This window comes from Novosphingobium sp. AAP83, assembly GCF_001295795.1.
Classification (GTDB): domain Bacteria; phylum Pseudomonadota; class Alphaproteobacteria; order Sphingomonadales; family Sphingomonadaceae; genus Novosphingobium.
In genome coordinates this window covers 143,408-169,883 of sequence record NZ_LJHY01000010.1, presented here as the reverse complement: position 1 = coordinate 169,883, position 26,476 = coordinate 143,408, and the positions used below count along the sequence as shown (strand labels likewise).

Annotated in this window: 18 protein-coding genes; 6 read left to right on the top strand and 12 right to left on the bottom strand. The window is 60.9% G+C overall.

Annotated features, from left to right (window positions below):
- Nucleotides 1-108: 108 nt before the first annotated feature.
- The 5 genes from IP81_RS05980 to IP81_RS05960 all read right to left on the bottom strand — a co-directional run bounded on the left by IP81_RS05980 (nucleotide 109) and on the right by IP81_RS05960 (nucleotide 7,173).
- Nucleotides 109-1,005 (bottom strand): HNH endonuclease, encoded by an 897-nt coding sequence (locus tag IP81_RS05980; RefSeq protein ID WP_054107065.1) that lies wholly within the window; start codon nucleotides 1,003-1,005, stop codon nucleotides 109-111.
- Between the two features lie 69 nt (nucleotides 1,006-1,074).
- The gene (locus tag IP81_RS05975; RefSeq protein WP_054107064.1) at nucleotides 1,075-2,271 is read right to left on the bottom strand and encodes a CaiB/BaiF CoA-transferase family protein; all 1,197 of its coding nucleotides are present in this window, start codon (nucleotides 2,269-2,271) and stop codon (nucleotides 1,075-1,077) included.
- 5 nt (nucleotides 2,272-2,276) lie between these two features.
- A complete protein-coding gene (locus IP81_RS05970; protein WP_054107063.1) occupies nucleotides 2,277-4,163 on the bottom strand; it encodes a hydantoinase B/oxoprolinase family protein in 1,887 nt (628 codons plus the stop codon).
- A 19-nt stretch (nucleotides 4,164-4,182) separates the two neighbouring features.
- Complete coding sequence (locus IP81_RS05965; RefSeq protein ID WP_054107062.1) at nucleotides 4,183-6,240, bottom strand: hydantoinase/oxoprolinase family protein; 2,058 nt, start codon at nucleotides 6,238-6,240, stop codon at nucleotides 4,183-4,185.
- A gap of 6 nt (nucleotides 6,241-6,246) precedes the next feature.
- Nucleotides 6,247-7,173, bottom strand: coding sequence for a hydroxymethylglutaryl-CoA lyase (locus IP81_RS05960; RefSeq protein ID WP_054107061.1), 927 nt, complete (start codon nucleotides 7,171-7,173; stop codon nucleotides 6,247-6,249).
- A 265-nt stretch (nucleotides 7,174-7,438) separates the two neighbouring features.
- On the opposite strand from IP81_RS05960, the gene IP81_RS05955 reads away from it, so the two are divergent.
- Both IP81_RS05955 and IP81_RS05950 read left to right on the top strand, forming a co-directional pair.
- Nucleotides 7,439-9,961, top strand: coding sequence for a TonB-dependent receptor (locus IP81_RS05955; RefSeq protein WP_054107060.1), 2,523 nt, complete (start codon nucleotides 7,439-7,441; stop codon nucleotides 9,959-9,961).
- A gap of 60 nt (nucleotides 9,962-10,021) precedes the next feature.
- Nucleotides 10,022-10,690 (top strand): GntR family transcriptional regulator, encoded by a 669-nt coding sequence (locus IP81_RS05950; RefSeq protein ID WP_054107059.1) that lies wholly within the window; start codon nucleotides 10,022-10,024, stop codon nucleotides 10,688-10,690.
- A gap of 2 nt (nucleotides 10,691-10,692) precedes the next feature.
- On the opposite strand, the gene IP81_RS05945 is transcribed toward IP81_RS05950, so the two are convergent.
- From IP81_RS05945 to IP81_RS05930, 4 genes are read right to left on the bottom strand one after another with little or no spacing between them, the layout of a single operon-like run.
- Nucleotides 10,693-11,091: a ferredoxin gene (locus IP81_RS05945; protein WP_054107058.1), complete on the bottom strand. Its 399-nt coding sequence runs from the start codon at nucleotides 11,089-11,091 to the stop codon at nucleotides 10,693-10,695.
- A 16-nt stretch (nucleotides 11,092-11,107) separates the two neighbouring features.
- Nucleotides 11,108-11,578 (bottom strand): DUF2497 domain-containing protein, encoded by a 471-nt coding sequence (locus IP81_RS05940; protein WP_054107057.1) that lies wholly within the window; start codon nucleotides 11,576-11,578, stop codon nucleotides 11,108-11,110.
- A 39-nt stretch (nucleotides 11,579-11,617) separates the two neighbouring features.
- Nucleotides 11,618-13,075 carry a TolC family outer membrane protein gene (locus tag IP81_RS05935; protein ID WP_054107056.1) on the bottom strand — a complete coding sequence of 486 codons (1,458 nt, stop codon included), beginning with the start codon at nucleotides 13,073-13,075 and terminating at the stop codon, nucleotides 11,618-11,620.
- A gap of 5 nt (nucleotides 13,076-13,080) precedes the next feature.
- Nucleotides 13,081-13,674, bottom strand: a complete 594-nt coding sequence (locus tag IP81_RS05930; protein WP_054107055.1) for a protein-L-isoaspartate O-methyltransferase — start codon at nucleotides 13,672-13,674, stop codon at nucleotides 13,081-13,083.
- A 160-nt stretch (nucleotides 13,675-13,834) separates the two neighbouring features.
- Here IP81_RS05930 and IP81_RS05925 point away from each other — a divergent pair, with 160 nt between their 5' ends.
- The 3 genes from IP81_RS05925 to IP81_RS05915 all read left to right on the top strand — a co-directional run bounded on the left by IP81_RS05925 (nucleotide 13,835) and on the right by IP81_RS05915 (nucleotide 17,615).
- A complete protein-coding gene (locus IP81_RS05925) occupies nucleotides 13,835-15,358 on the top strand; it encodes a fumarate hydratase (RefSeq protein ID WP_054107054.1) in 1,524 nt (507 codons plus the stop codon).
- An 87-nt stretch (nucleotides 15,359-15,445) separates the two neighbouring features.
- Nucleotides 15,446-16,870, top strand: coding sequence for a histidine kinase (locus IP81_RS05920; protein ID WP_054107053.1), 1,425 nt, complete (start codon nucleotides 15,446-15,448; stop codon nucleotides 16,868-16,870).
- Between the two features lie 10 nt (nucleotides 16,871-16,880).
- Entirely contained in the window at nucleotides 16,881-17,615 is a 735-nt protein-coding gene (locus tag IP81_RS05915) for a LytTR family DNA-binding domain-containing protein (protein WP_054107052.1), read from the top strand.
- 48 nt (nucleotides 17,616-17,663) lie between these two features.
- Here the strand turns inward: IP81_RS05915 and IP81_RS05910 are convergent, their stop codons facing one another.
- Nucleotides 17,664-19,928 (bottom strand): NADP-dependent malic enzyme, encoded by a 2,265-nt coding sequence (locus IP81_RS05910; RefSeq protein ID WP_054107088.1) that lies wholly within the window; start codon nucleotides 19,926-19,928, stop codon nucleotides 17,664-17,666.
- 131 nt (nucleotides 19,929-20,059) lie between these two features.
- Nucleotides 20,060-21,679, bottom strand: a complete 1,620-nt coding sequence (locus IP81_RS05905) for a hypothetical protein (RefSeq protein ID WP_054107087.1) — start codon at nucleotides 21,677-21,679, stop codon at nucleotides 20,060-20,062.
- A 176-nt stretch (nucleotides 21,680-21,855) separates the two neighbouring features.
- On the opposite strand from IP81_RS05905, the gene mutS reads away from it, so the two are divergent.
- A complete protein-coding gene (mutS, locus tag IP81_RS05900) occupies nucleotides 21,856-24,432 on the top strand; it encodes a DNA mismatch repair protein MutS (protein ID WP_054107051.1) in 2,577 nt (858 codons plus the stop codon).
- A gap of 153 nt (nucleotides 24,433-24,585) precedes the next feature.
- On the opposite strand, the gene IP81_RS05895 is transcribed toward mutS, so the two are convergent.
- The gene (locus IP81_RS05895; RefSeq protein ID WP_054107050.1) at nucleotides 24,586-26,403 is read right to left on the bottom strand and encodes a long-chain fatty acid--CoA ligase; all 1,818 of its coding nucleotides are present in this window, start codon (nucleotides 26,401-26,403) and stop codon (nucleotides 24,586-24,588) included.
- Nucleotides 26,404-26,476 lie beyond the last annotated feature (73 nt).

Sequence of the window (26,476 nt, the reverse complement as noted above, 5' to 3'; positions counted from 1 at the left end):
CGAGCGAAGTCGAGACACTCACGAGCTGTGTCTCGACTTCGCTCGACACGAACGGGAGCAGGTAATAGTCAGATATCATGAGGTGAACACAGCCTCTGCTGGGTGCCCTTATAGTTTGAAGCAATGCTCGCGATGCCACGCTAAGAATGCGGGATGCGGTCGTTCCAACGGACGTTGCGGCGGGATTGCGAAGCCCGTCTTGTTAATCATCGCGCGGATGCTGTCGGAGTCATTGGCTTGCCGGCTGATCAGGATCTCCAGATTGTCGCTCAGGCCTATCAGGCCTCTGTCGAACATCCAATGAACAGTTCCAGATAGGGCGATCCCGTTGGTGACGATATCAGGTCCTCCACGGTCTACTGATCGGATGTGTGCGGCCTCGACTTCGGCGCGACCTCCTCCGTTGATGAGCTTCAGCCCAGTTACTGCACATCGAGCTCCATAGGCAGCAACGACACGGCGGCGGAATAATCGGTCGCGGACAAGCCGTGAACCCAAGTTGGCAACGCGGTCCCGTTCGATTTCAAACTGAAACTGCGAACGCTCCTCACGTAGAACGTCGTCAGACACTTCATCGATTCTCGGCAGGAAGCTGCCATCTTCCGCAAGGCCAAGGTCGATGATCCGATTGAAGTCTTCAATCGATAGAGGTCGGACAGCGGATTGAGCGCGACCAGAAATCTTACCGTGGTCGTTAAGAACGCCACGCTCAACCAGTCCCAGCGCACCGTTAAACGGTACCGGATTGGGGAAATCTAAGTACGTACCGGGCTCAATGAGTGCGAAATACATACCTTTTGCTGTAGGGTCAGGTACCACATGCGCTACTTTAGCGACCGCAAAGTATCCACGCGTGTCGCGTATTTTGCTTGGCTCGTAGTAAATGATCCAATCGCCAATACAGGCGCTCACCCGACTGAGATATTGCCTCGGGAACTGGTATTGCTCCGCCGGACTATCGTCATAGATAGAGTCAGTCCGATGAACGAATATGCCTTTAGCCATGCCGCATGTCTATGAGGCGGCACCATTCGGGTCAATTGACTAAGCAGGGTTGGAGCCTACCCCGCAGCCTCAGATCACGCCCTGTTCTGCCATCGCTGCCAGTTCCGCCTCGCCTAACCCCAGCAATTCGCCGTAAATCTCGGCGTTGTGTTGGCCGACGATGGAGGGGGCGGGGCGGCGGACGGAGCCGGGGGTGGCGGACATGCGCGGGAAGCTGGATTGCATCTTGAGCGGGCCGAAGCGTTCGGTTTCCACCTCTATGATCGCTTCGCGCGCTTGGAAGTGCGGGTCTTCGAGCATGTCGGGCGCGCGGTAGACGCGGCCTGCGGGGATCGAGTGTTCGATCATCAGCGCGTCGACCTGATCCATCGTCAGGGTGCGGGTCCAGGCGTTGATCAGATTGTCGAGCTCGTCCTGATTTTCACCGCGCGCAATATGCGTGGCATAGCGCGGATCATCGCCCAGTTCAGCGCGGTCCATCGCGGTGGCAAGGCGCTTCCACAGCGAATCCTTGTTTGCGCCGATCATGAATTCACCGTCTTTGCACGAATAGACGTTCGACGGCGCGATGCCTTTGAGCACCGAACCCGAGCGTTCGCGGATCAAGCCCATCCGGTCATATTCGGGCACGAGGCCTTCCATCACTTGCAGCACCGATTCATAGAGCGCGGCGTCGATCACCTGGCCCCGGCCCGAACGGTCGCGTTCGTGCAGCGCGGCTAATACGCCCATGCAGCCGTAAGTGGCCGTCAGCGTATCACCGATGGAAATGCCCATACGGCTGGGCGCGCGGTCGGGTTCGCCGACGATATAGCGCCAGCCGCCCATCGCCTCGCCAATCCCGCCAAAGCCTGCGCGGTCGGAATAGGGGCCGGTCTGGCCATAGCCCGACATGCGCGCAATGATCAGGCCGGGGTGTTCGGCGAGCAATAGGTCAGGCCCAAGGCCCCACTTTTCCATCGTGCCGGGTTTGAAGTTTTCAATCACCACATCGGCATGCGCGATCAACTTGCGCACCAGGGCTTGACCTTCAGGCACGCGCAAGTTGGCGCTGACCGAGCGTTTGTTGCGCGCGATCACTTCCCATTGCACTTTTTCGAAGCCTTGGCCCCATTCGCGCATGGGATCACCCGTCACGGGTGGTTCCACCTTGATCACGTCGGCACCCATATCGCCCAGCAACTGGCCGCAGAACGGGCCTGCGAGAAGCTGGCCGAGTTCGACGACGCGGATGTCGCGCAGGGCTCCGGGATTGTGGGCAGTCATGACAATTACTCCGCCGCTTCCAGAAGCGGCCATTCGGGCTGGATCGGCGCGGGAAGGCCGGTTTCTGCCTGACAATTGGCCCGCAGCGCGTCGATCCCCGGCCCGTAGTTGAACAGCGGCAGTTCGCCGCGATTGTTGCGCAGTTCGGTACGCAAGGCCTCGGTGGCCTCTGCATTGACCGTACCGTGATCATCGGCGACCACGCCATAGGCCTTTGCGCCTTCAGCAGTGATCAAGCCTTGGCGGATTTCCAAGCCTACAAGCGCGGGATCGCGGGCCAGAGCATCGCCCCAGCCGCCGCCGCCCCATGTGATGAAGTGCAACTGGTCGCCCGCTTCCACGTCGACGTCTTCCACCTTGTTGGCGATGATGATCTGCGTGCCATCGGCCTTTTCAAGGATCTTGCGCGCGCGCGCTCCCGGCTCACCGCCGTTGACGCCCCATGGGGGCACGAACCAGCGGTCATCGTGGATCGCAATCGTGCCCTTGGAGAGGAAGCGATAAGTCATGCGGATGCCATTGCCGCCGCGATGCAGGCCTGCGCCGCCCGAATCGGGTTCGCATTCGTAGCGTTCGATCACCATCGGGAAATAGCGTTCGAGGAATTCGTTGGGCACGTTGGTAAAGCCAGGCCAGAGCGAGTGGCCGTCCGGGCCATCGCCCATGGGCCTTCCGGGCACGCCGCCAAAGCCGATCTGGAACAGCTGGAACCATTCGGCCTTCTTGCCGGGGCGTTCATCGTTGCCCGAATAGAACAAGTGCGGGCTTGACGAGAATCCGGCCGCGTTGAGGAATTCCGGGGTCTTTTGCCCCAGCAATCCGCCCAGGATATCGAAAATGCGGCCCAGCGCATGGGTTCTGCCCGAGAGTGCTGCAGGGAATTTGGGCTTGAGCAGTGATCCTTCGGGGATGCGCACATCGATCAGATCATAGAACCCGTCGTTGAACAGGATCTGCGGATCGAACACCATGATCATGTAAATGCCGAAGAACATCTTGAACATGTTCTCGTTCAGCAGGAAGTTGATCGAGGCGACCGATTGCGGATCAGTGCCCGCAAAATCGAGCACGACGCGGCCATCTTCGCGCCACATCGTACATTTGATCTTGTAGGGGCCAAAGCCCATGCCATCGTCGCAGATATAGTCTTCGAAGCTGACCGGCTCTTCGGCAATCGCCATGCCGATCAGGGATTTCATCGCGCGGTGATTGCGCGCGAGCAGTTCCTGCGTTGCCGAAACATAGACATCATCGCCGAACCGCTCTGCCATTTCGATCACGCGGCGCGCGGCCACGCGGCACGCTGCGATCAGCGCGTTAAGGTCTGCTGCGCACCAATCGGGCTTGCGCGTCTGGTGCATGACAAGGCGGACGAGGTCTTCGTTGTATTCGCCCTTTTTCCAGATTTTGACCGGCGGGATGCGTACGCCTTCTTCAAAGATCGAATGGGCGTTGATCGGCATCGAGCCGACGACTTTACCGCCGATGTCGGACTGGTGGCCGAACATCGAGGTGTAGGCGATCAGGCGTCCGTCCTTGAACACCGGCAGCAGGACAAGCCAATCGTTAGAGTGGCTAACCGCGCCGCCGACCGAATAGGGATCGGACAGGAAGATCATGTCGCCGTCTTCCAGCGTTCCGGCATAGTTATCGAGGAAGCCGCCGATGAAGCTGCCGAACTGGCCGACGATCATCTTGCCGGTGTGATCGGCGATCAGCGGGAAGGCATCTCCCTGTTCACGGATGCCCGGAGACATCGCGGTGCGCACCAAGGTTGCGTCCATTTCGATCCGCGCATTACGCAGCGCGTTCTCCATGATGTCGAGCGTGACCGGATCGATGGGCACACGGTTGAACGGGGTCTCGTTGGTCTGGATGATGGTTGCAGGCATGATTCGTCCTCCCCCGGTTTTAAGCTTCTTGGCCCAGATGGATCAGGATGTTGCCGACGGTGTCGACAGTGCCGGTGCAGCCGGGTTCGATCAGCGTGGTCGAATCCATTTCACATACGATGGCCGGGCCGGGGATAATGTCTCCGGCGCGCAATTTGGCGCGGTCATAGATCACGGCGGGCTGTTCGCGCCCGTCCATCCATAGGGTGTGATCGCGCATCTTGGCGGCAATCGGGTTGCCATCGCCCTGTTCCAGCGGCGCGGCTGGCAGATCGAGCGCGCGGCCCATGGCCACAGCGCGCAAGTTCACGATCTCGTGCGGGGTGTCCATGTTGAAGGTGAACAAGCGTTTGTGTTCGGCATCAAAGCGCGCAAGGATGCCGGCGATGCCATCGCTGGTGAGCACATCGGCGGTGATCGTCAGCGGCACTTCGAAGGCTTGTCCGGCATAGCGCACGTCGACTTCGAAAGCGGTCGAGATTTCGTCCTCGGGTACGCCATCGGAGAGCAGTTCAGCGCGGGTTTGCGCGGCCATTTCATCAAGGATGGTGATGAGGTCTGCCGCTTGCGTTTGCGTGGCAAGGCGGCTGAACGAGCGCGCGGTTTCGGTGCGCATGCGCGTGGTGGCATCGCCGAGGGCACAGAGCACACCGGGGCTAACGGGCGAGATCGCGGGCCACGATCCCATCAGGCGGGCGACGGCATTGACGTGGAGCGGACCTGCTCCGCCAAAGCCCATCAGCGCGAAGTCACGCGGGTCATAGCCTTGCTGGACAGAGATCATGCGCAGCGCGCCGAACATGTTTTCATTGACGATATCGATGATCCCGCGCGCAGCGGCCATCAGATCGATGCCAAGCGCATCGGCAATGGTCTGCACCGCCTTTTTCGCGCCTTCACGATCCAGATTGAATGTGCCGCCGAGAAGATTCTCGGGCAGATAACCCAATACCACATTGGCATCGGTAACCGTGGGCAGCGTGCCGCCTTTCCCATAGGCGACCGGCCCTGGCACTGCTCCTGCGCTCTGCGGGCCTACACGCAAAGCCTTTGTCAGCTCGGGAACATAAGCAATCGATCCGCCGCCCGCGCCAACAGTCTTCACATCCAGCGCCGAGGCGCGGACGGAAAGATGGCCGACTTCGGTGGTGCGCTGGCGGCGCGCTTCGAGATTTTCGATCAGGGCAACGTCGGTGGAGGTGCCGCCGACATCGAGCGTGAGGATGTTCTTGATACCCGCATTGCGGCCCACCCAGATCGCGCCGGTAACACCGCCCGCAGGCCCCGACATCAGGATGTTGACCGGATGCTCCTCGGCCTTGTGCGCGCTCATCAAGCCGCCATCAGAGCGCAGCAGCGAGAGCTTGCCGTTCATCCCCGCATCGGCAAGGCGCGAGCGCAGGTTCGACACGTACTTGCCGACAATCGGGCGCACCGCAGCATTGGCAACCGTGGTCAGCGTGCGCTCGTATTCCTGCATTTCTGGCAGGACTTCGTGGGACAGCGATACCGGAACACCCGGCATGATCTCGCCCGCCAACTGGCCGACGCGCTTTTCGTGCGCGCCGTTGGTATAGGCATTGATCAGGCTGACAGTGATGGCCTCAACGCCATTGGCCTTGAGCGTGGACAATTGCGTGGCGATATCCGCATCATCAATCGGGCGCAGTTCGTTGCCTTCGGCATCCATACGGCCTTTGATCGTGACGGTATCTTCCAGCGCGGCCAATGGTTGCGGCTTGGGCCAGATGATCCATCCTGCAAGCCCGCCCGGCACAAAACTGCGCGCGATCTGCATGATATGGCGATAGCCCTCGGTCGCTACGAGGCCGACCTTTGCGCCCTTGCCTTCCAGCACCGCATTGGTGGCCACGGTGGTGCCATGCAGGAAGTAATCGATATCCCCCGCACCGATCCCGGCCTTGGCGCAGATCGCCGTCACCCCGTTAAGGATGCCCTCAGAACTGTCATGCGGGGTCGATGGCGTCTTGTGACGCCACACCGCGCTGCTCAACGTATCGAACAGCAGCAGATCGGTGAAAGTGCCGCCGACATCGACGCCAAGGCGATAGCCCATCGGGTGTTACTCCTGCTCTGATTTCGGGAAAGCCAGTTTCGGAAAGGGCGGCGCATGGGCCACCATTCCGGGAAGTTTGCGGCCCATCACGCCGGTAAGCCAGCGGTTGGTCTCGATCATTTTGCCAAGGTTCATGCCGGTGTGAACGCCCGCGCGGTCCAGCATGTAAACCACGTCCTCGCTCGACACATTGCCCGCAGCGCCGGGCGCAAACGGACAACCGCCAAGGCCGCCCAAAGCGGCATCAATCACGCTTGCACCCGCCTCGATCGCCGCCCAGACATTGGCGATGCCGGTCCCGCGCGTGTTGTGGAAATGGACGCGCACCGGGATCGGCGCGATGGCTTCGACCACGCGGCGGACAAGGCGCGAAACGTGCGCCGGATCTGCCACGCCAATGGTATCGGCAAGGGTAATTTCGATGGGATTGGCTTTCGCCAACGATAGCGCCATGGCCACAACGCGGTCTTCGCTCACCTCGCCCTCAAACGGGCAACCAAAAGCAGCCGCGATGGTCACCTGGCCTTTTAAACCGGCCTGCTGTGCCATGCCGATGATGGTCTTTGCGGCATCTACCGAGTCATCGCTGGTCTGGCCCTGGTTGGCGATCGCAAATGTATCGGTTGAAACACACACCGCGCCCAGTTCGTGCAGTGCGCCTGTGGCGATGGCGCGTTCAGCACCGCGCGCATTCAGGACAAGGCCGATGTAGCTGACGCCATCGACCTTGGGCAGGCCAGCGCAGACCGCTTCGGCATCGGCCATTTGCGGAACGCGCTTGGGATTGACGAAGCTTGTCACCTCGATCCGGCGCGCGCCTGAATCGATGCTGCGGCGGACCAGTTCCAGCTTGTCAGCGGTGGCGACAAGCGCTTTTTCGTTCTGCAAGCCGTCACGCGGCCCCACCTCTAAAAAAGTGATTGCGCGGTTCATCGCCGGTGCCCTGCCGAACCGGATGATGCCAAATAGGGGGACTGTCGCAAGATCATCGCTCTCACCAAATCGTATGCAATTTCGTTGTGCCGCCATTTCGGATGTGCCCGAAACCTGCACGTTGGTGCATGTTTTCTAGGAGCTTGACCGCTAGGCTTTGTATACAATAAGATATGCATCTCGCAAGGGTGCGTGTTGTGGGGAGGGTGCCCACGCGCACTTTTAAAAAATTTCAACGTAATCGAACCAACAGGGAGGTTTGAGAATGCGTGCTAGCCGTCTTCTACTTAATGCATCGGCGCTTGGGCTTTTGCTCGCCGCCAGCCCGGCCTTTGCGCAAGAAGCGCCGCAGGACACTGCCGCTGCCGAAGAGGGCGCAGACACGATCATCGTCACCGCCCGCCGCCAGAATGAGCGCTTGCAGGACGTTCCGGCATCGGTCGCGGTTCTGACTGCTGCGGCGCTGCAAAACACCGGCGCGAACAAGGCGGATGATTTCGCACAGCTTACGCCGGGCGTCACCATCGTGACAGGCACCGCAGAAGCGGGCGATACGCAGATCAATATTCGCGGCATCAACGGTGCGCGCGATGCGGAAAGCTCGGTCGCGCTGGTGGTCGATGGCATTTTGAAGACCAACACCGCGCAGTTGAACCAGCCGCAAGGCACGCTGACGCAAGTCGAAATCCTCAAAGGCCCGCAAGGCGCGCTTTATGGCCGCAACGCTGCGGCTGGCGCGATTGTGCTGCAAACGCAGAAGCCGACCGACACGCTGACCGGTGGCCTGCGTGCATCTTATGCCAACGAAGCCACGGTTGAAGCCACCGCGCACATCGCCGGACCACTGGGCGAAAACGTCGGCTTCGTGCTGTCGGGCTATTATTTCACCACCGATGGCTGGTGGCGCAATTCGTTCCTTGGCAATTCCAAGACCGTGGACGACAAGGAAAGCTGGGCGGTTGATGGCCGCGTGATGCTGGGCCAAGGTACGCCTACGCAGCTTGACGTAAAGGCGCGCTATTCGAAGTTCAGCGGTGCATCACTGCCGTTCAACGCCGCGTTCCACCTGCCGCTGTTTGGCGCGGTGAACCCTGCGTTTTACGAGGATATCAACAAGCACCCGTTCGCGTTTTCGAACAACATTCGCGCCACGAATGACCAGAAAAGCTTTGACGTTTCAGCCAAGCTTGATCACGAATTCGGCAACGGCATGAAGCTGGTCGCTTGGGGCCTCTATTCGGACGTCAAGCAAGACCTCGTTGCTGATGGCACCTCGGCAGACTTTGCGCGCTATATCAGCAATGCCAATCCGGCGGTGAACAGCTCGGTTGCTAGCTGCTTTGCCAGCACCGCAGCGCTCACCGGTTTCCCGGTCAACCAGCCCGGCGCAATTGGCGCAATCCCCGTGCCGTTCATCTTCGCACCGGCCAACGGTTCCACGTTCGGGCCCTACAGCCCGACAACTTGCGACGGCACGCAGTACCAGTTGCGTGAACAGACCGATTATAGCGCCGAAGTGCGTTTGCTGTCGAACGATGATGGTCCGCTGACATGGCAGCTGGGTGCCTATTATCTGCACATCGATCGCAAGACCGGCGTCAGCCTTGGCGCAGACACGGGCCGTGGCGTGATCAAGCAGCTGTATAATGCGCCAAACAGCGCCAACCCGACCTCGCTGCTGCTGGCTGATGAATTCAGCACGAATGTCTATGCTGCATTCGGTGCGACCGAATGGAAGCCTTCGGATGTGTTCACCGCAGGCCTCGCGCTGCGTTATGACATTGAAGACCGCGCTGCCAATTCACTGGTGCCCAACGTGCTTGATCCGTTCACCGGTGGGCCGATCAATCCGGGCTTGGCATTTGGTGCATTCACGCCGCAAAACGCCACGTTCAAGCAGCTTCAGCCCAAGATCACGGCAAGTTTCCACCCGACGCCTGCACTGAACATCTATGCCAACTGGGGCATTGGCTTCAAATCGGGCGGTTTCAACAACCAGGGTTCAGCAGCCGTGGTCAACGCCAACTTCAACCAGTTCATCAATGCTGGCGTCACGATCAACGACCTGTACCGCAAGGAAAAGTCCAGCGCGTTTGAAGCGGGCATCAAGGGCGAAGTGTTCGATGGCCGGATCACCTATGATCTTGCCGGGTACTACACGCAGGTCAACGACATGCAGTTCTTCGAATTCTTCGTCGGCAGCTTCGGCCTGCTGCGCGTGGTTTCGAACATTGATCGTGTCGATGTGAAGGGTGCGGAACTGAACCTCAACGCCAAGGTCGTCGATGGCTGGAAGGTGTTCGGTTCGTTCAACGTGACTGATAGCGAGATCAAGCGCAACGCTTCGCGTCCCTACACGGTGGGCAACAAGTCGCCTTACACCGCCGATTGGACGATCAACCTTGGTAGCGAAATCACCGCGCCGCTGACAGACAGCGCCAAGCTGCTGTTCCGCGCCGATTACCGCATCACCGGGCCAACGTGGTTCCATTCGGTACAGGATCAGGAACGGCCAACGCTGTTCTCGGGCCTGTTGCCGATCTCGGCACTGGCCTTGCCCGGCGTAGTCGGCAATGCGCGCTATGACGTGGCCAAGCGTGATGCGTTCGGCGTGATGAACGTGCGCGCTGGCATCACCACCGACCGTTACCGGATTGCGGTATTTGCCGAAAACCTGTTTGATCGCAAGTTCGTTGCCGAAGCGATCCCGGCGATTGAATTTGGCGGATCGTTCATCACTCCGGGCGCGCGTCGCCTGATCGGGGTGGAAGTAGGCGCCTCGTTCTGACATAAAGGTGATGGGAAGAGTGGCGTTTGGGCCGCTCTTCCCAAGGCTTCAGGAGGTTACGTGTCAAAAGCCTCGCAGGAAGCGTATCGCAAGATCAGGGCCGGGGTTCTGTCCGGCCATTTCCCGCCCGGGCAATTCGTGCCGGAAGATGAATTTGCCCAGTTCTGCGGGCTTTCGCGCACACCCGTGCGTGAGGCAATTGCCGAATTGGTAGCAGAAATGCTGCTTCAGCGATCCGATACCAACCGCGTCTTCGTTCCCGTCTGGTCTGACGAGGATGAGGAGGAAATGTTCACTCTGCGTGCGATGCTGGAAAGCCGCTGCGCGCGGCGCGCGGCGCGGCTGATTACGGATGAACAGATCGCCGCGCTCAAATCCCATTGCGACCTTATCGACGCGGCGATCCAGCGGGTAGACCAAGGGGCGGGCCAAGGAGCAGGAGAGCCTGACGTATCGGGCTTTGTCGAAGGCAATCGCCGGTTCCACGCGGTGATTCTGGCTGCGGCGCAGTCGGAACGGTTGGGGCAATTGCTGCGCTTTGTCGTGAGCCAGGTCGTGGTTCACCGCACGGCCGAGCAATATACCCGTGCCGACATGGAGCAAAGCCAGCGCGACCACCGCGATTTGGTCAGCGCTTTCATGGTGCGGGACGAGGAGTGGGCGAGTGCCATAACCAACACCCATATCCGCCGCGCCGCCCATGCCTATAAGGCCAGCCGCGGCACCTGATTCTAGAGCGCGTCCATGTGCAAAGGCGCGTTGAGGCGGAATTCCTCGACAGGCACGCCGCCGATCAGATGTTCCTGTATGATCCGTTCCAGCACCGTCGGCGTGCAGGAATGATACCAGACATTATCCGGATGGACGACTGCGACCGGCCCGACAAGACACACGCGCAAGCAGCCCACCTTGTTGCGTAAAATCCCCTTGTCACCGCCAAGACCCAATTGGGACAGGCGCTTTTTCAGGTAATTCCACGACTCTTCGGTTTCCGTCGCAGGCGCGCATTTGTGTTTGTCGGCCCCTGCACAAATCAGGATATGGCGCTTTAGCCCGAAGCCGCCCAGCTTTTCGAGGACATCTTCGGCCAAAGCCAATTTCTGGGCCTGATCTTGTGGCGCGGTATTCATGGAATGGGGTGCAAAATCAGCCGCGTTTGCCAGCAATGCGGGAAATTTCGGCGGACACCATCTTTTCGACCATTGCGGGAAGGTTCACTTCAAGCCAGTTGGCCAGCATCGGGCGCAGCATTTCGCGCACCATCCCTTCAAGCGAGGTTTCACCCGACCGTACGATCTGCGGGGCGACCCCGGGCTGCGAGAGCATCGACAGGGCGGCAAGTGATTCGCGCATCGAAGCGGTGGCCGCGCCTGCAATCAGGCCTTCGGTGTCAGCAAAATCATCCGGTTCGTCAGCAGCCTCGGTCAGTTCAAGCACTTCGGCCAGACGCGGTGGGACGCGTTGCGCGCTATCGGCGCGGGCGCGGGTCTGCCCAGCGTCAGCACGGGATATGGCTGCGTCAGCACGATGTTGCGCTTCGGCACGGTTATCCCGCGCGATTACTTTTTTGATCGATGCGAGGATTTCCTCGACGGATGGCTCGCCCACTTGGCCCATTGAAGATTATTCCCTGGAAGTCCCTGTTCCCGATTCTTTTTACGGAATCGGCGTGGGGGCAATTGTCGCATTCTGGGCGGGTGTGTCAACGGTACGTGTCGATACGGCCACAGGATCGGGATCACGGTCCCAATCGAACACGCGCCGCCGGACCCGGTCATAATTGGTTTGCGGATCATAGAGCGCGCCGCCATCAAGACCGAGGTCTTGCGCCTGCGCGCGGCCCATGGCAGCCAGCAGGTTGAAGCCCGCCACATAAGCATTGCGGCGTGCGGTTACGAGTTGCACTTGCGCGCGCAGCAGTTCCTGTTCTGCATCCAGAATGTTGAGGATCGTGCGGTTCCCGACGGTGTTTTCCGCGCGCACGCCTTCAAGGCTGAGCGCGGCGGCATCAACCGCAGTCTGGTTCATCGCGATGATTTCGTTGGCTGCGCTCCACGAGGCGAAGGATGAGCGGACAGATGCGATAACTTCGCGCTCCACCCCGATTTCCTGTTCCAGCGTGGCGCTTTCACGCGCTTGCGCCTGACGGGTTTGCGCTGCCGGAGCGCCGCCTTGGAACAGCGGGATCGATACGCTGACGCCGGCTTGTGCGGTGGTCACGCGCTGGGCAAAGCTTTGCCCGCCAGCAACAGCCAATATGCCAGTGGTGTCCTGATAACTGCCCTGCGTGCTTAGCGACACGGTTGGCAGTTTCGCTGCATTGGCGATTTTTACGTCATAGCCCGCGGCTTTGCTGCGCTCACGCGCGGCAAGCAGATCGGGGTTGTTTTCCAACGCAAAGTTTACGGCATCATCCGCAGTGGCGGGAAGGCCGGGCAAGGGCGGTGGTGGCGCAAGATCAACCGGCGCTTTGCCAACGATCTGGATATAGCGTTCGCGGCTGTTGATAAGGTTGACCTCGGCATTGCGAAGATCACCTCGCGCCAAAGCCAGACGCGAATCCGACTGGGCGACGTCGGTGCGGGTCACATCGCCAATCTCGAAACGGTCACCGGTGGCCTTGAAATTGACTTCCAGAACGTCGACGTTGTTTCGGCTGAGGCCTACAACCGCGCTATCACGGATCACGTCCATATAGGCCGCAACAACCTGGCTGAACACGCCTGTTTCGGTGGCGCGCAAGTCTTCCTGCCCGGCTTCGACGCGGGTCTTGGCAGCGCGAATCGCATTCTTGACCGAACCGCCGGAATAAACAGGCACGCCAACGTTGAGATCGGCGCTCATGGCGCGATCAAGGATGACGAACGACAAGGGGTTTTGTCTCAAGAACTTGGTAAGGTTCACTTGTCCCGACAAGCTGGGCAACGCCCGTGCCCGCGCCAGTGGCACCCCTTCATCGGTGGCGCGTTGCGTTGCCCGCGCGCCCTGCAAGGTCGGGTTGGTATTATATGCGTTTACCAGCGCCTCCCGCAGATCATCAGCCAAGGCGGGCGTTGATAGAGCAAGGGCGGCGCTGGTTGTCAGCAAAAGGCGCAGGGCCTTTATGGGAGGCATAAGCCTTAGAAACTCCAGCTTTTGGTCGCTGCAAATTCGGGCAGAACGGCAAAATCGGCTTCGCCAAGCGCCGTAGGGACGACATGCCCCAAGGCTTTGCGCGCCAAAGCCAGCCGCGTGACGTTGCGATCTACCAGACCCGTCACCACGCGGCCATCATCGGCCAGCAGGCCAGCCAGCGAATCGGGCAGGACTTCGGCAGCGCCATCGATGAGGATTGCCGAAAACGGCCCGCCTTGTGCAGCAGCCAGCGATTCTGCGCGGGCAACGGTGCCTGCCAGTTCTGCGGCAAGGGCCGCAAGATAGCCATTGGCCGAAATCACCAGCACACTGTCAGCCTGGGCGAGTTCGGCGGCTTCCAGCATCTGGCCATAAGTCAGCGCAGGCGACAGCACGGTGCCATCGCCCAGCGGCACAGCGCGATCGGCATAGGCCACCACGCGGCGTTCTGCGGGCACAAAGTCTTCGCGCGCTACTTTTGCAAAAGCGGCAAGAATCGCGGGCGAGTTCACCCCTGTAACGCGCAGTTGGCTATCGATCATTGCGCGGCGGGCAGTCAGCATCTCAGCCGATGCCGGGCGGTCTTCAACCACGGTCATTTAAACCTCATATTTCGCTAAACTGGCACGGCTTGTAGGCGCGGCCATCAACATCGCCAACGCCTTAGAATATCGACTTGTGCTTTCCAAGGGATTTGCATGTTGATTGTCGAAGCGTAAGGGGCGTTGGCAGTTTCTCAAGCACTTGGAGCGAAGACCGATGGCGGAAATGGTGACGATCAGGCAAGAAGATCTGATTGAAAGCGTGGCAGATGCTCTTCAGTACATCAGCTATTTCCATCCGATGGATTATATCCGCGCGCTGGGCGATGCCTATGAGGCCGAACAAGGCCCCGCCGCCAAGGACGCGATTGCGCAAATCCTGACCAACAGCCGGATGTGCGCCGAAGGCCACCGGCCGATCTGTCAGGACACCGGCATCGTCAATGTGTTCATCGAATGGGGCCAGAATTGCCGCCTCGAATCAGACCTTTCCTTGCAGGACGTGGTCGATGAAGGCGTGCGCCGGGCCTATCTGAATGCGGACAACAAGCTGCGCGCCTCGGTTCTGGCCGATCCCGCCTTCACCCGCCGCAACACCCGCGACAACACGCCCTGCGTGCTTCACGTGGATATGGTCAAAGGCAGCAAGGTTTCGGTCGATGTCGCGGCCAAAGGCGGCGGGTCGGAAAACAAGTCCAAGTTCAAGATGATGAATCCCAGCGATTCGATTGTTGATTGGGTGGTAGAAATGCTCCCGCAAATGGGCGCTGGCTGGTGCCCGCCGGGTATGCTCGGCATCGGCATTGGCGGGACGGCGGAACATTGCGTGCTGCTGGCCAAAAAGGCCCTGATGGAGCCGATCGACATGGCGCAGTTGAAGCTGCGCGGGCCCCAGACCGATATTGAGCGCATGCGCATCGAAATCTTCGACAAAGTCAACGCGCTCGGCATCGGCGCGCAAGGGTTGGGCGGGCTTTCGACCATCCTCGATGTCAAGATCATGGATGCGCCATGCCACGCTGCGGGCAAGCCTGTGGCAATGATCCCGAACTGCGCCGCCACGCGCCACGCGCACTTCACGCTTGATGGTTCCGGCCCCGCCTATCTCGAACGGCCCAAGCTGGATGAATGGCCGCAAGTGCACTGGGCACCCGATTCGGCAGCCAAGCGCGTAAACCTTGATACGCTGACAGCGGAAGAGGTGCAGGGCTGGAAGCAGGGTGACCGCTTGCTGCTTAACGGCAAGATGCTGACGGGCCGCGATGCCGCGCACAAGCGCATCAAGGATATGCTCGCCAAGGGCGAGGAACTGCCCGTCGATTTCAAGGGCCGCGTGATTTATTACGTCGGCCCGGTCGATCCGGTGCGCGAAGAAGTGGTTGGCCCTGCCGGCCCCACCACCGCCACGCGCATGGACAGCTTCTCGGACCTCATGCTCGATCTCGGCCTGCTGGCCAGCGTTGGCAAGGCAGAGCGCGGTCCTGCCGCCACGCAGTCCATCGCCAAGCACAAGTCGGCCTACCTCATGGCGGTTGGCGGCGCGGCCTATCTGGTGGCGCGCGCGATCAAGCAATCCAAGGTCGTCGGCTTTGAAGACCTTGGCATGGAAGCGATCTACGAATTCACGGTCGAGGACATGCCGGTGACGGTTGCTGTCGATAGCGAAGGCAACAACGTCCACCAGCTTGCGCCATTGGTGTGGAAGAAGAAGATCGCCGACGGGGGTCTGCTGCCGGTTTAAGCGCCATCAGGGGAGTTCGACCAACGACAGACATAGATCGACTGCCCGACTGGCATAATGGCGGATGTCCGGGGTAGATCACAGTCAATGGCTACTTCCCCCCAAGACTTGACCAAGCCGCAGCCGCGCTTGCATGTGCCAGCGCGGCAAGTGCTGCTTTCAGCCGCCGCGCTGTGGCTGACATACTTTGTGCTGATCACGCTACGCGGCTTGGTGGTTGATTTCGGGGAGTTTTATGAACTTCTGTGGCGGCGCGCGCTGGTCACCCTTGCCGGGATCTTGATCACATTACTCGTTTGGCCAGTGCTGCGCCGGTTCGACGGGCGCAGCGGCGCCGTCCGAATAGCTGCGGCGTTGGTCATCATGTTGCCGGCTGCCATGACGCTTGCTGTGATTAACCAGCGGTGCTTTGCGCCCTTGCAGACAAAGCAAATCGAACAGCAGGTGCGGAAGGTTCAGCAAGCAGCAGAGGCCGCGGCCACGGCACGAGAAACGGCAGCAAGAGCCGGGCAAGTAGATACCAAGGCCGGCCAGCTAGAAGAAGATGCCGAGTCCAATGCTACCAAGCTGTCCGATAAACGGGCTGGCATCCGCATTCGTCATGATATCTCGGGCAATGTCTTGGTTGAAGTATCGGATCTGCAAGCTCCGGTTGCGCCCCCGGAGCCGCCACGTCGGCCCGAAACCGCAGCTTCAATGAACTCGGTTGGCACACCGGGCCTTACCAACAAGCAAATGTCCAACGCACAGATTCTGGGCTGGACGGTCGACGAGGGACTCTGGTTACAGTTAACAGATATCGCGCTGGGCCGCTATTTTCTGCTGATTGCCTGGGCTGCGCTTTATGTCGCGCTGGGGAATGCCGAAGTGGCGCGCGCGTCCGAGCGGCGCGAGGGTGAATACAAGCGCGCGGCCAAGGCGGCGGAGTTGCGCAGCTTGCGCTATCAGGTAAACCCGCATTTCCTGTTCAACACCCTGAATTCGCTGTCCGCGCTGGTCATGGTCGGGCGGGCCGAGCAGGCCGAGCGCATGATCCAGTCAATCTCGCGGTTCTATCGCCACAGTCTGGCCGGTGACCCCACGCAGGACATGCCGCTGGCCGATGAGATCGCGTTGCAGCGCCATTACCTCGATATCGAAGCGGTGCGCTTTCCAGAACGGTTGAAGTGCGAATTTGATGTGCCTGATGATCTGATGAGTGCGTGTGTGCCGGGGATGATCCTGCAACCGCTGGTCGAAAACTCGATCAAATATGCGGTTTCCGCCACGATCCGCCCGGTCACCGTGCGCATTTCGGCGCGCGAGGCAGGCGGGTTCCTGATCCTGACCGTGGCCGATGATGGGCCGGGCGAAGGCTTTGTAGGCGGCGGCACCGGCATCGGGCTTGGCAATGTGCGCAGCCGTCTGGCCGCGCGCTTTGGCGAAAGCGAGGCCAAAGTCGAAAGCGGTTCCTTACCAGCAGGTGGCTACGCCACGGTGCTGACTATGCCTCTGGTTCGGAAAGAGTGTTGAGGGAAAGGCCATGCGCACGCTGATCGTTGATGATGAACCTTTGGCGGTAGAGCGCATGCAGATCCTGTGTTCGCGCATTCCCGCGCTGCAAGTGGTCGGCACGGCCAGCGATGGCGCGGCGGCGTTGCGGTTGATCGAGGCGCTATCGCCCGATCTGGTATTGCTCGATATGACGATGCCCGAAGTCGATGGCCTTGGCGTGGCGCGCGCAATGGCTGGACAGGCGAGCCGCCCGGCGGTGGTGTTTGTCACCGCACACGATGATTTTGCGGTCGAGGCGTTTGATTGCGATGCGGTCGACTATGTCCTGAAGCCCGTCGCGCAAGAGCGACTGGAGCGCGCGGTCGAGCGGGCGCAGGCGCGGAGAAATGCGCCGGTAGAAACGCCTCTCGTGCCGGAAAAGTCCGCGACCGACTGGATCGACGAATTCTGGGTGCCGCACCGTTCGGAACTGATCCGCGTTGCCGCCGCAGACCTTGAGCGGATTGATGCCGAACGCGATTACGTCCGGCTCCACACCGGCCAGCGCAGCTATATGATGCTGCACACCATCGCAGGGCTTGAGGCGCGGCTTGATCCTGACCACTTCATCCGCCTGCACCGCTCCACCATCGTCCGCAAAGACCGCATTGCGGGCCTCAAGCATGACGGGCTGGGCGTGTGGTCGGTGGAACTGGTCGATGGTTCGGTGCAGCGTATCGGCCGCACCTATCTGGCGCGCGTTAAGGCGATGGCGGGACGATAGTAACCCCGCTCGCCCTATGGCGGGCCAAGCGGGGTGTATCTCAGTATATCAGCCGACGATCCCTGCTGCTGCCAGCACGGCCAGCGTCAGGATATCGGGCGCGATCGATGTCATCGCGGCGATCTGGACGGGCTTTTCCATGCCGATCAGCATCGGGCCGATCACCGCATTGCCCGCCAGTTCGCGCAACAGCTTGGCCGAAATATTGGCCGATTGCAGACCCGGCATGATCAGCACATTGGCAGGCCCGGACAAGCGGCTGAACGGATAGTTGGCCATGACTTTGGGATTCAGCGCAGCATCGGGCGCCATTTCGCCTTCGTACTCGAAGCCGGGGTTTTCCTCGTCCAGAATAGCAACCGCGCCGCGAATGCTATCAAGCCAGCGCCCATAAGGATTGCCGAAGGTCGAGTATGACAGGAACGCAACGCGCGGCTCATGACCCATGCGGCGGGCAACGGCTGCGGTTTCCTTGGCAATATGCGCCAGCTCTTCGGCAGATGGACGCTCGTTCACGGTCGTATCAGCCATGAACACGGTGTAGTTCTTGGCGACCATCAGATGGATGCCGAAGGGCAAGTGTCCGGGCTTTGGCCCGAGCACGCGGCGCACATCCTTCATCGATTGCGCAAAGGTGCGGGTCATGCCGGTGATCAGTGCATCGCCATGGCCCAGCGCCACCAGCAGTGAAGCAAAGACGTTGCGATCATGATTGACCATGCGTTTCACGTCACGCTCCATATAGCCGCGACGCTTGAGCTGCTCGTAAAGGTAAGTGACCATTTCGGGCACAAGCGGCGAAACCGAGGAATTGTGGATCTCGTAGGACTCTGTATTGCTCACGCCCAGTTCGGTCAGCAGATCGAGCACGGCTTGCGTGCGCCCCACCAGCACCGGCGTGCCATAGCCGAAATCCTTGAACTGGATCGCGGCGCGCAGCACCACTTCGTTTTCGGCCTCGGCAAAGACAACGCGCTTGGGGTTGTTCTTGGCCGTGGCAAAGACGTTGGTCAGCACTGAGGTGGTGGGGTTGAGCCTGGCCTTTAGGCTGTTGCGATAGGCGTCAAAGTCTTCGATCGGCTTTTGCGCCACGCCTGAATCCATCGCCGCTTTGGCCACGGCAGACGACACGACTTCCATCAAGCGCGGATCGAATGGCGCAGGGATGATGTAATCAAGCCCGAAGGTGTGGTTGATGCCATAAGCGGCGGCAACTTCTTCGGGCACCGGTTCGCGCGCCAGTTCCGCGATGGCGCGGGCGGCAGCGATCTTCATTTCCTCGTTGATCGCGGTGGCGCGCACATCAAGCGCCCCCCGGAAAATGAACGGGAAGCCCAGCACGTTGTTGACCTGGTTGGGATAATCCGACCGGCCTGTGGCGACGATACAATCGGGACGCACAGCCTTGGCTTCGGGCGGGGTGATTTCCGGATCGGGATTGGCCATCGCAAAGATGATCGGCTGCGGGGCCATCTTGGTTACCCATTCGGGCTTCAGCGCCCCTGCCGCAGATAGGCCGAGGAAGATATCCGCACCATCAAGCGCATCTTCAAGGCTGCGCGCGCTGGTATCAATCGCATGCGCGCTTTTCCATTGGTCCATGCCCCCTTCGCGGCCGCGATAGATCACGCCCGAACGGTCACACATCGTCACATTATCATGGCGCACACCCATCGCTTTCATCAGCGCGGTGCAGGCAATCGCCGCAGCGCCCGCGCCATTGACCACGATCTTGACCTCGCTCAGCTTGCGGCCGGTCAGGAAACAGGCGTTGAGCAATCCGGCAGCAGAGATGATCGCGGTGCCATGCTGGTCATCGTGCATGATCGGAATTTTGAGGCGTTCTTTGAGCGCCTGTTCGATGATGAAGCATTCGGGCGCCTTGATGTCTTCAAGGTTGATCCCGCCAAAGCTGGGTTCCATCAGCGCAACCGCTTCGATGAACTTGTCCGCGTCTTCGGTGTCCAGTTCGATGTCGATCGAATCGACATCGGCAAAGCGCTTGAACAGCACCGCCTTGCCTTCCATCACCGGCTTGGATGCCAGCGCCCCAAGATTGCCAAGGCCGAGGATCGCAGTACCGTTGGAAATGACCGCCACCAGGTTGCCCTTGGCGGTATACTCATAGGCATCGGACGGATTTTCCGCGATGGCGCGGACGGGGACCGCAACGCCCGGCGAATAGGCAAGCGAAAGGTCGCGCTGGGTCGCCATCGGTTTGGAGGCGATGATCTCGATCTTACCGGGGCGAATTGTGTTGTGATAGAAAAGCGCCTCGCGCTCGGTGAAGCGGACGTTGCTTTCCTCGGACATCATATTCCCCGTCTATCTTGAAATCGGAAGTATGCCACTGTCGAACCTTGGACGCTACGTCAAGGCTCGCAACACCCCTCGGTCAAACTCGAATCCGCAAGGCTGGCAATAGCTGCGGATTGCCGGTCTTGTTACAAATCTTTGGGCGGCCGTGCGGGCATGGCAAGGCGACGCACTTTGAACAGCAGGCTGCGGTTTTCCTGCCACACCAATTGCAGGCGCGGATCGCCTTTGCGCGGCAGGCCGGTATCGATTAACCAGACATAATCGACGCGTTCAATCGGTGCGAACTTCAGCGCGCTATCGACCGTGCGCCGCCAGCCACCTGCGCAGCGGCGCGACCACACGAATTCCGATGGATCGGCGGTGAAATTGCGCCCCGGACGGAAGCGCGGCACCACCATGTGCAGGCCGGGCACGGCCCAGTTATCATTCACCCACGCCTGCCGGTACAGGCTGGCAAGGCTGGCAAGGTGATCGCGGCGGGTATTGCGCCATGATTCGTTAAGGCAGGTGTGTTCGACAAAGGCCAGAACGCGGCTGCCGGGTTCCACATGGGTCAGCGCCGAGAGCTGCTTCTTGTAATCATCGGCATATCCGGCAAAGCTCCACGCGGTGACTGACAGGCGCACCGCCAGCAGTGCCATGCCGCTATAGGCTACCCACTTGGCCCAATCGGGCTTGCGCGCGCGGCTCCAGTCCTGAAGACCAAGGCCCAGCATTGCGGCAACCGGCAGCAGGCGGATATCGACGAACGATGATCCGTTGATGTCGCTGGGGATCGCAAGGAACAGCAAAAACACCGTCAGCGCGGGCAGGCCCTGCCGCCAGCGCCAACGCGCGCCAAGGAACGGCCCGACCAGCACCAGCAGGCCTGCGATGATCGAGGTGCCGAAATCGAGCAGCTTGGATTGATCGCGCAATGTCAGCACGAAGGACCAAGCCTTCTGGTCCCAACGCCAGATGTTGACCGATTTGGCTTCGGGGGAAAAGATTTTCCACAGTGCAATGGTGATGACCGTGGCGAGCAGCGGCCAGCAGGCCCCCCACAGCCGCAGCCCGATGGCTTTCCAATCGAGCTTCTTCAGCCATTCACGGTTTGTAACATCGCGCCAGCGCCAGCCTTCAGGCAATTCGTCCATCGCACGGCCAAAGGCATATGCGCCAACCAGCAAGGCCAGCAGCAAGCCGCCTATGGCGTGGCACAGCATAGCCACCGGTTGCGCCACGATCAACATGATGGCGCGCGCGCGCGGATTGCGCTTTTCGAGCCAGAGCGAAGCGCCGAACGCGGTCAGGGCAAAGCCGGTGGCAAGGATATAGTTGAGGAAGCCCGTCAGCAGCGGGAAGCTGAACACAAACATCAACGACCACGCCGCCGCATGTCCGCCCTTGGGGTTCAGCATGCGGATGGTCCACAAGCAACCGCCCGCGAACAGGCCCGTAGCAAGCACTGTGCTCCACCAGCCCGCAGCCAGAATGCCGAACTGTGCGCCCAGCACTTTCATCAGCACGCCGCCGCCAATGTTCAGCGTGAACACCCACTTCCACGTGAAATACTTTTCCAACGGATTGCCGGGGCCAGCCGCTTCGATGGCGGCGGCTCCCATGTGGCCGGGAATATCGATCAGGGGCGGCACTTCCACCAGCGCGAAAGGCAGGCAAATGAGCAGCACGCCGATGGCAATACCGGGGCCTGAAAGCCACGGCAGCGCTCCGGCGCGTGCCAGCAAGTGTTTGATACTTGCCAACCAATCTTTTTCGCGGACTTGCGTCAAACCCTGATTACTCCAGACCCATAACCCGCAAGACCGGAACCGGCTCTTGCCTGTTTGGCGCAGAGTTGCGGATATCCGGCGTTGATGGTTTGAGAAACACGCGCGGCTGGTCTAGCCACCACCGCGTGACCCCTAATGCCCCAACTCCGATGATGGCGCAATATCTTGCTCTTAAAGAGCAGGCGAGCGACTGCCTGTTGTTCTACCGGATGGGCGACTTTTTCGAGCTGTTCTTCGATGATGCCAGAACAGCGGCCCAAGTGCTCGACATCGCGCTGACCAGCCGGGGTGAACACGGCGGCGCACCAATCCCGATGTGCGGCGTACCGGTCCATGCCGCAGAAGGCTACCTTGCCCGCCTGATCCGCGCAGGGTGTCGCGTGGCGATTGCCGAACAAGTCGAAACGCCCGAAGAAGCCAAGAAACGCGGAGGTTCCAAGGCATTGGTCGCACGCGATATCGTGCGCTTTGTCACCGCCGGAACGCTGACCGAGGAAGCCTTGCTCGAACCGCGCCGCGCCAATATGCTGGCGGCGGTGTGCGATCTGCGCGGGGTGATCGGCATTGCGGCTTGCGATATTTCGACCGGCCGGATGGAGCTGGAAGAATGCAGCGCCGACCAGATGGGCGCAGCCCTGGCGCGGCTCGGAGCGACCGAAATCGTCGCGCCCGAAGGCTGGGCTGAAGCGCCATCCGGATGCGTATCCCGCCCGAATCGGTCTTTCGGTAGCGATGAAGGCGAGGCACAGCTCAAGGCGGTGCATGGGGTGACCACACTCGACGGCTTTGGCCAGTTCAGCCGCGCGATGCTGGCGGCGGCAGGCGGGTTGATCGGTTATCTTGACCATGTCGGGCGCGGCACATTGCCGCTACTCTTGCCGCCGGTGGCGCGCGAGGCGGGCACACACATGGCGATGGATGAAGCCACGCGGGCCAGCCTCGAAATTTTGAGCAGCACCGGCGGCGGGCGCAAGGGCAGTCTGGTAGAAGCGATTGACCGTTGCGTGACGGGCGCGGGCGCGCGTTTGCTGGCTGAGGACTTGTCGGCGCCGCTGACCAATTCGCGCGCCATTTACCGGCGGCTGGAATTGGTAAGCTGGCTGCACGATGATCCGCTGCTGCGCGTCGATCTTCGTTCGGTTTTGCGCGCCTTGCCCGATGTGGGCCGCGCGCTGGGGCGGGTTGTGGCGGGGCGCGGCTCTCCGCGTGATCTGGGCCAATTGCGCGATGGCTTGGCCGAGGCGCGGCGGCTGCACGATATGCTGCGCGCAAGGGCAGACCGGCCAGCGCCATTGGACGATCTTTTGCCATCGCTGGCAGGGCATGGCGCGCTGGTTGATCTCTATGCCCGCGCGTTGGTGTCTGCACCCCCGACCGAACGATCACAGGGCGGTTTCATTGCCGAGGGTTATGATGCCGCGCTCGACGAATTGCGCCGCGTTTCGGGCAATTCGCGCCGCGCGATTGCCGCGCTTGAGGCCAAGTACCGCGATGATACCGGCGTTGCCGCGCTGAAAATCCGCCACAACGGGGTGCTGGGCTATTTCATCGAAGTGCCCGCGCGCCATGCTGACAGGCTGATGGCGCCCGAATCCGGCTTCACCCATCGCCAGACGATGGCCGGCGCGGTGCGCTTCAATGCGCTGGCGCTGCACGAAGAGGCCAGCCGCATTGCCGAAAGCGGGGGCCATTCGCTGGCCGCCGAAGAAGCGCATTTCGAGGAACTGGTGGCACAAGCCGTCAGCGCCAAGGCCGCCATTGCGAACACTGCCGCCGCACTGGCGCGGATCGATGTTGCCGCAGGACAGGCCGAACGCGCAGCAGAGGGCGGCTGGTCCTTGCCCCGCGTGGTAGACGAACCATGCCTTGAAATCGTGGGCGGACGGCATCCGGTGGTGGAAGCGGCGCTGGCGGTCAAGGGTGAGCGGTTTGTCGCCAATGATTGCCGCTTGGCCCCAAAAGACCGTCTCTGGCTGATCGGTGGCCCGAATATGGGCGGTAAATCCACCTTCCTGCGTCAGAACGCACTGATCGTGCTGCTGGCGCAAGCGGGCGGGTTCGTGCCCGCACAGGCCGCGACCATCGGCATGGTGGACCGCCTGTTCAGCCGCGTGGGCGCATCGGACAATCTGGCGCGCGGGCGATCCACTTTCATGGTCGAAATGGTTGAAACCGCCGCAATCCTGTCGCAGGCGACCGAACGCAGCTTTGTCATCCTCGACGAAGTCGGGCGCGGCACATCGACTTATGACGGTCTTGCATTGGCGTGGGCGGTGGTCGAAGCGGTGCATTCGATCAACCGCAGCCGCTGCCTGTTTGCCACGCATTACCACGAACTCGCGCGGCTTGCCGAAAGTTGCGATTCGCTCTCGCTTCACCACGTTCGCGCGCGCGAATGGAAGGGCGATCTCGTGCTGCTGCACGAACTGGCCGAAGGTCCGGCGGACAAGTCCTATGGCCTTGCCGTGGCGCGCCTGGCAGGCGTGCCTGCACCTGTGGTCAAACGCGCCAAATCAGTGCTGGAAAAGCTGGAAAAAGGCCGCGCGGCTACCGGGGGTCTTGCCGCAGGGCTCGATGATCTGCCGCTTTTTGCGGCCGCGATTGAAGCCGCCGAGGAAAAAGTCGATGCCCTGCGCGAACGGCTGAACAGCCTCGATATCGATGCGCTTTCGCCACGCGAGGCGCTCGATCTGCTCTATCAGTTAAAGGCCCAAGCCAACGGGTAGGGCTCCTATCGGTTGCAACCATCATTCGTCATTGCGAGCCCCGCTCGCAATGATGAAGATGAGGGGGAGAGGCTCCCGCAGGCGGTAGTGGATTAGGGCGGCCCTTCTTCCCCCCTCCCGTTTACGGGAGGGGCCGGGGGTGGGCCTGCTCACTCACGCCTTATAAAGCGCGTCCACCCTTGCCCCGTAGCGTTCTTTGATCTTGTGCCGCCGTATTTTCAGGCTCGGCGTCATTTCCTCGTTGTCGATGGAAAACGCCTCGTCGGCGAAAGTGAACTGGCGGACCTTTTCGGTCACCGACACGTCCTTGTTCACGCGGTCCACCGCATTGCGGATGGCGGTGCGGAACGCGGGCAGGTTTTGCAGTTCCTTGAAATCGAAGTGTTCGCCTTGGGCGCGCGCCCATTCCATCACCCATTCGGGATCGGGCACGATCAGCCCGACGATATAGGGCCGCCTGTCACCGCTCACCATGGCCTGGGCGATTTCGGGCTGGAGCGTCAGCATACCCTCGATCTTCTGGGGGGATACATTGTCGCCCTTGTCGTTGACGATCATGTCTTTCTTGCGATCGGTAATGACGATCCGGCCCTTGGTGTCGATGTGGCCGATGTCGCCGGTGTGCAGCCAGCCCGCGTTGGGGCCGGTTTGCGGGATCGCGCGCGCGGTTTCAGCATCGTTTTGCCAATAGCCGTGCATCACCAGTTCGCCACGCACAAGGATTTCGCCGTCCTGTGCGATCTTTACCTCAACGCCCTTCATCGGCGGGCCAACCGTGTTCATGCCGATGCCCGCACGCGGGCGGTTGCACGAGATCACCGGCCCGGATTCGGTCTGGCCATAGCCTTGCAGCATGGTGAGGCCCATCGCTTCAAAAAACACGCCGACATCCGGGTTCAGCGGTGCACCGCCCGAAACCATCGCCTTTAGTCGCCCGCCAAACTTTGCGCGGATTTTGGGGCGCAGCGTGCGTTCCAGAACGGCGCTCATCGGCAGGTCGAGCAATCGGCGTTTGCCTGCCGCCTTGCGCATGCCGATGTTCAGCGCGCGGTCCATCAGATAATTGGCGACTTTGCCCTGCTTTTCCACCTGCTTCATGATGCGCGCGCGCAGCACTTCGAACAGGCGCGGCACCACCACCATCATCGTCGGGCGCACTTCTTCGATATTGGACGCGAGCTTTTCGAGGCCCTCGGAATAGTAAATCTGCGCGCCCATACCGATGGGCAGATACTGGCCGCCGGTATGTTCATAAGCGTGGGACAGCGGCAGGAACGAAAGGAACACTTCGTCACCCCAGCCGAAATCCTGCGCCAGAATATGCGCCGCGCCATCCACATTGCACAGAATCGAGCCGTGATGCAGCCGCACCCCGCGCGGGGAACCGCCGGTACCGCTGGTATAGATCAGGCAGGCCAGATCGTTGCGGCCCACCGCGATAAGGCGCGCATCCACTGCCCGCCGTGCCGCTGCTGCATCGCCTGATGTCATCGCCGCCCAGTCATGGAATGCCAGCTTCCCCGCCTGCATCTGGCGCAGCGGCTCCATGCCGATCACATGTTCGACGCAAGGGGCGGCAAGGGCGGCGGGTAGCACTGCGTTCGAAAGCTTGGACGTGGAGACGATCACCGCCCTTGCGCCCGAATTCTCCAGAATATGCAGGTGATCGCGTTCGGTATTGGTGATGTAGGTCGGCACGGTCACCAGCCCCGCCGCCATGATCGCCAGATCGGCAATCGCCCATTCCGGCCGGTTTTCCGATACCAGCGCTACCCTGTCACCCGCATCAAGGCCCAGCGCCCGCAGGCTTTCGGCCAGCAGGCACACTTGGCGCGCAGCATCTGCCCAGCTTTGCGAATGCCATTGCCCACCGTGCTTGGCCCACAGGAACGGGCTTTCGCCACGCGCCTGCGCCCGATCCAGAAACATCGCAACAAGATTGGGATAGCTTGCAAAATCGGTAAGCTGCACGTCAACATTCCTCGCCCCGGAGCCGGTTAGACCTCCGGCTTCCTGTTTGTCGGATGTTAACCTAGTGCCGCAG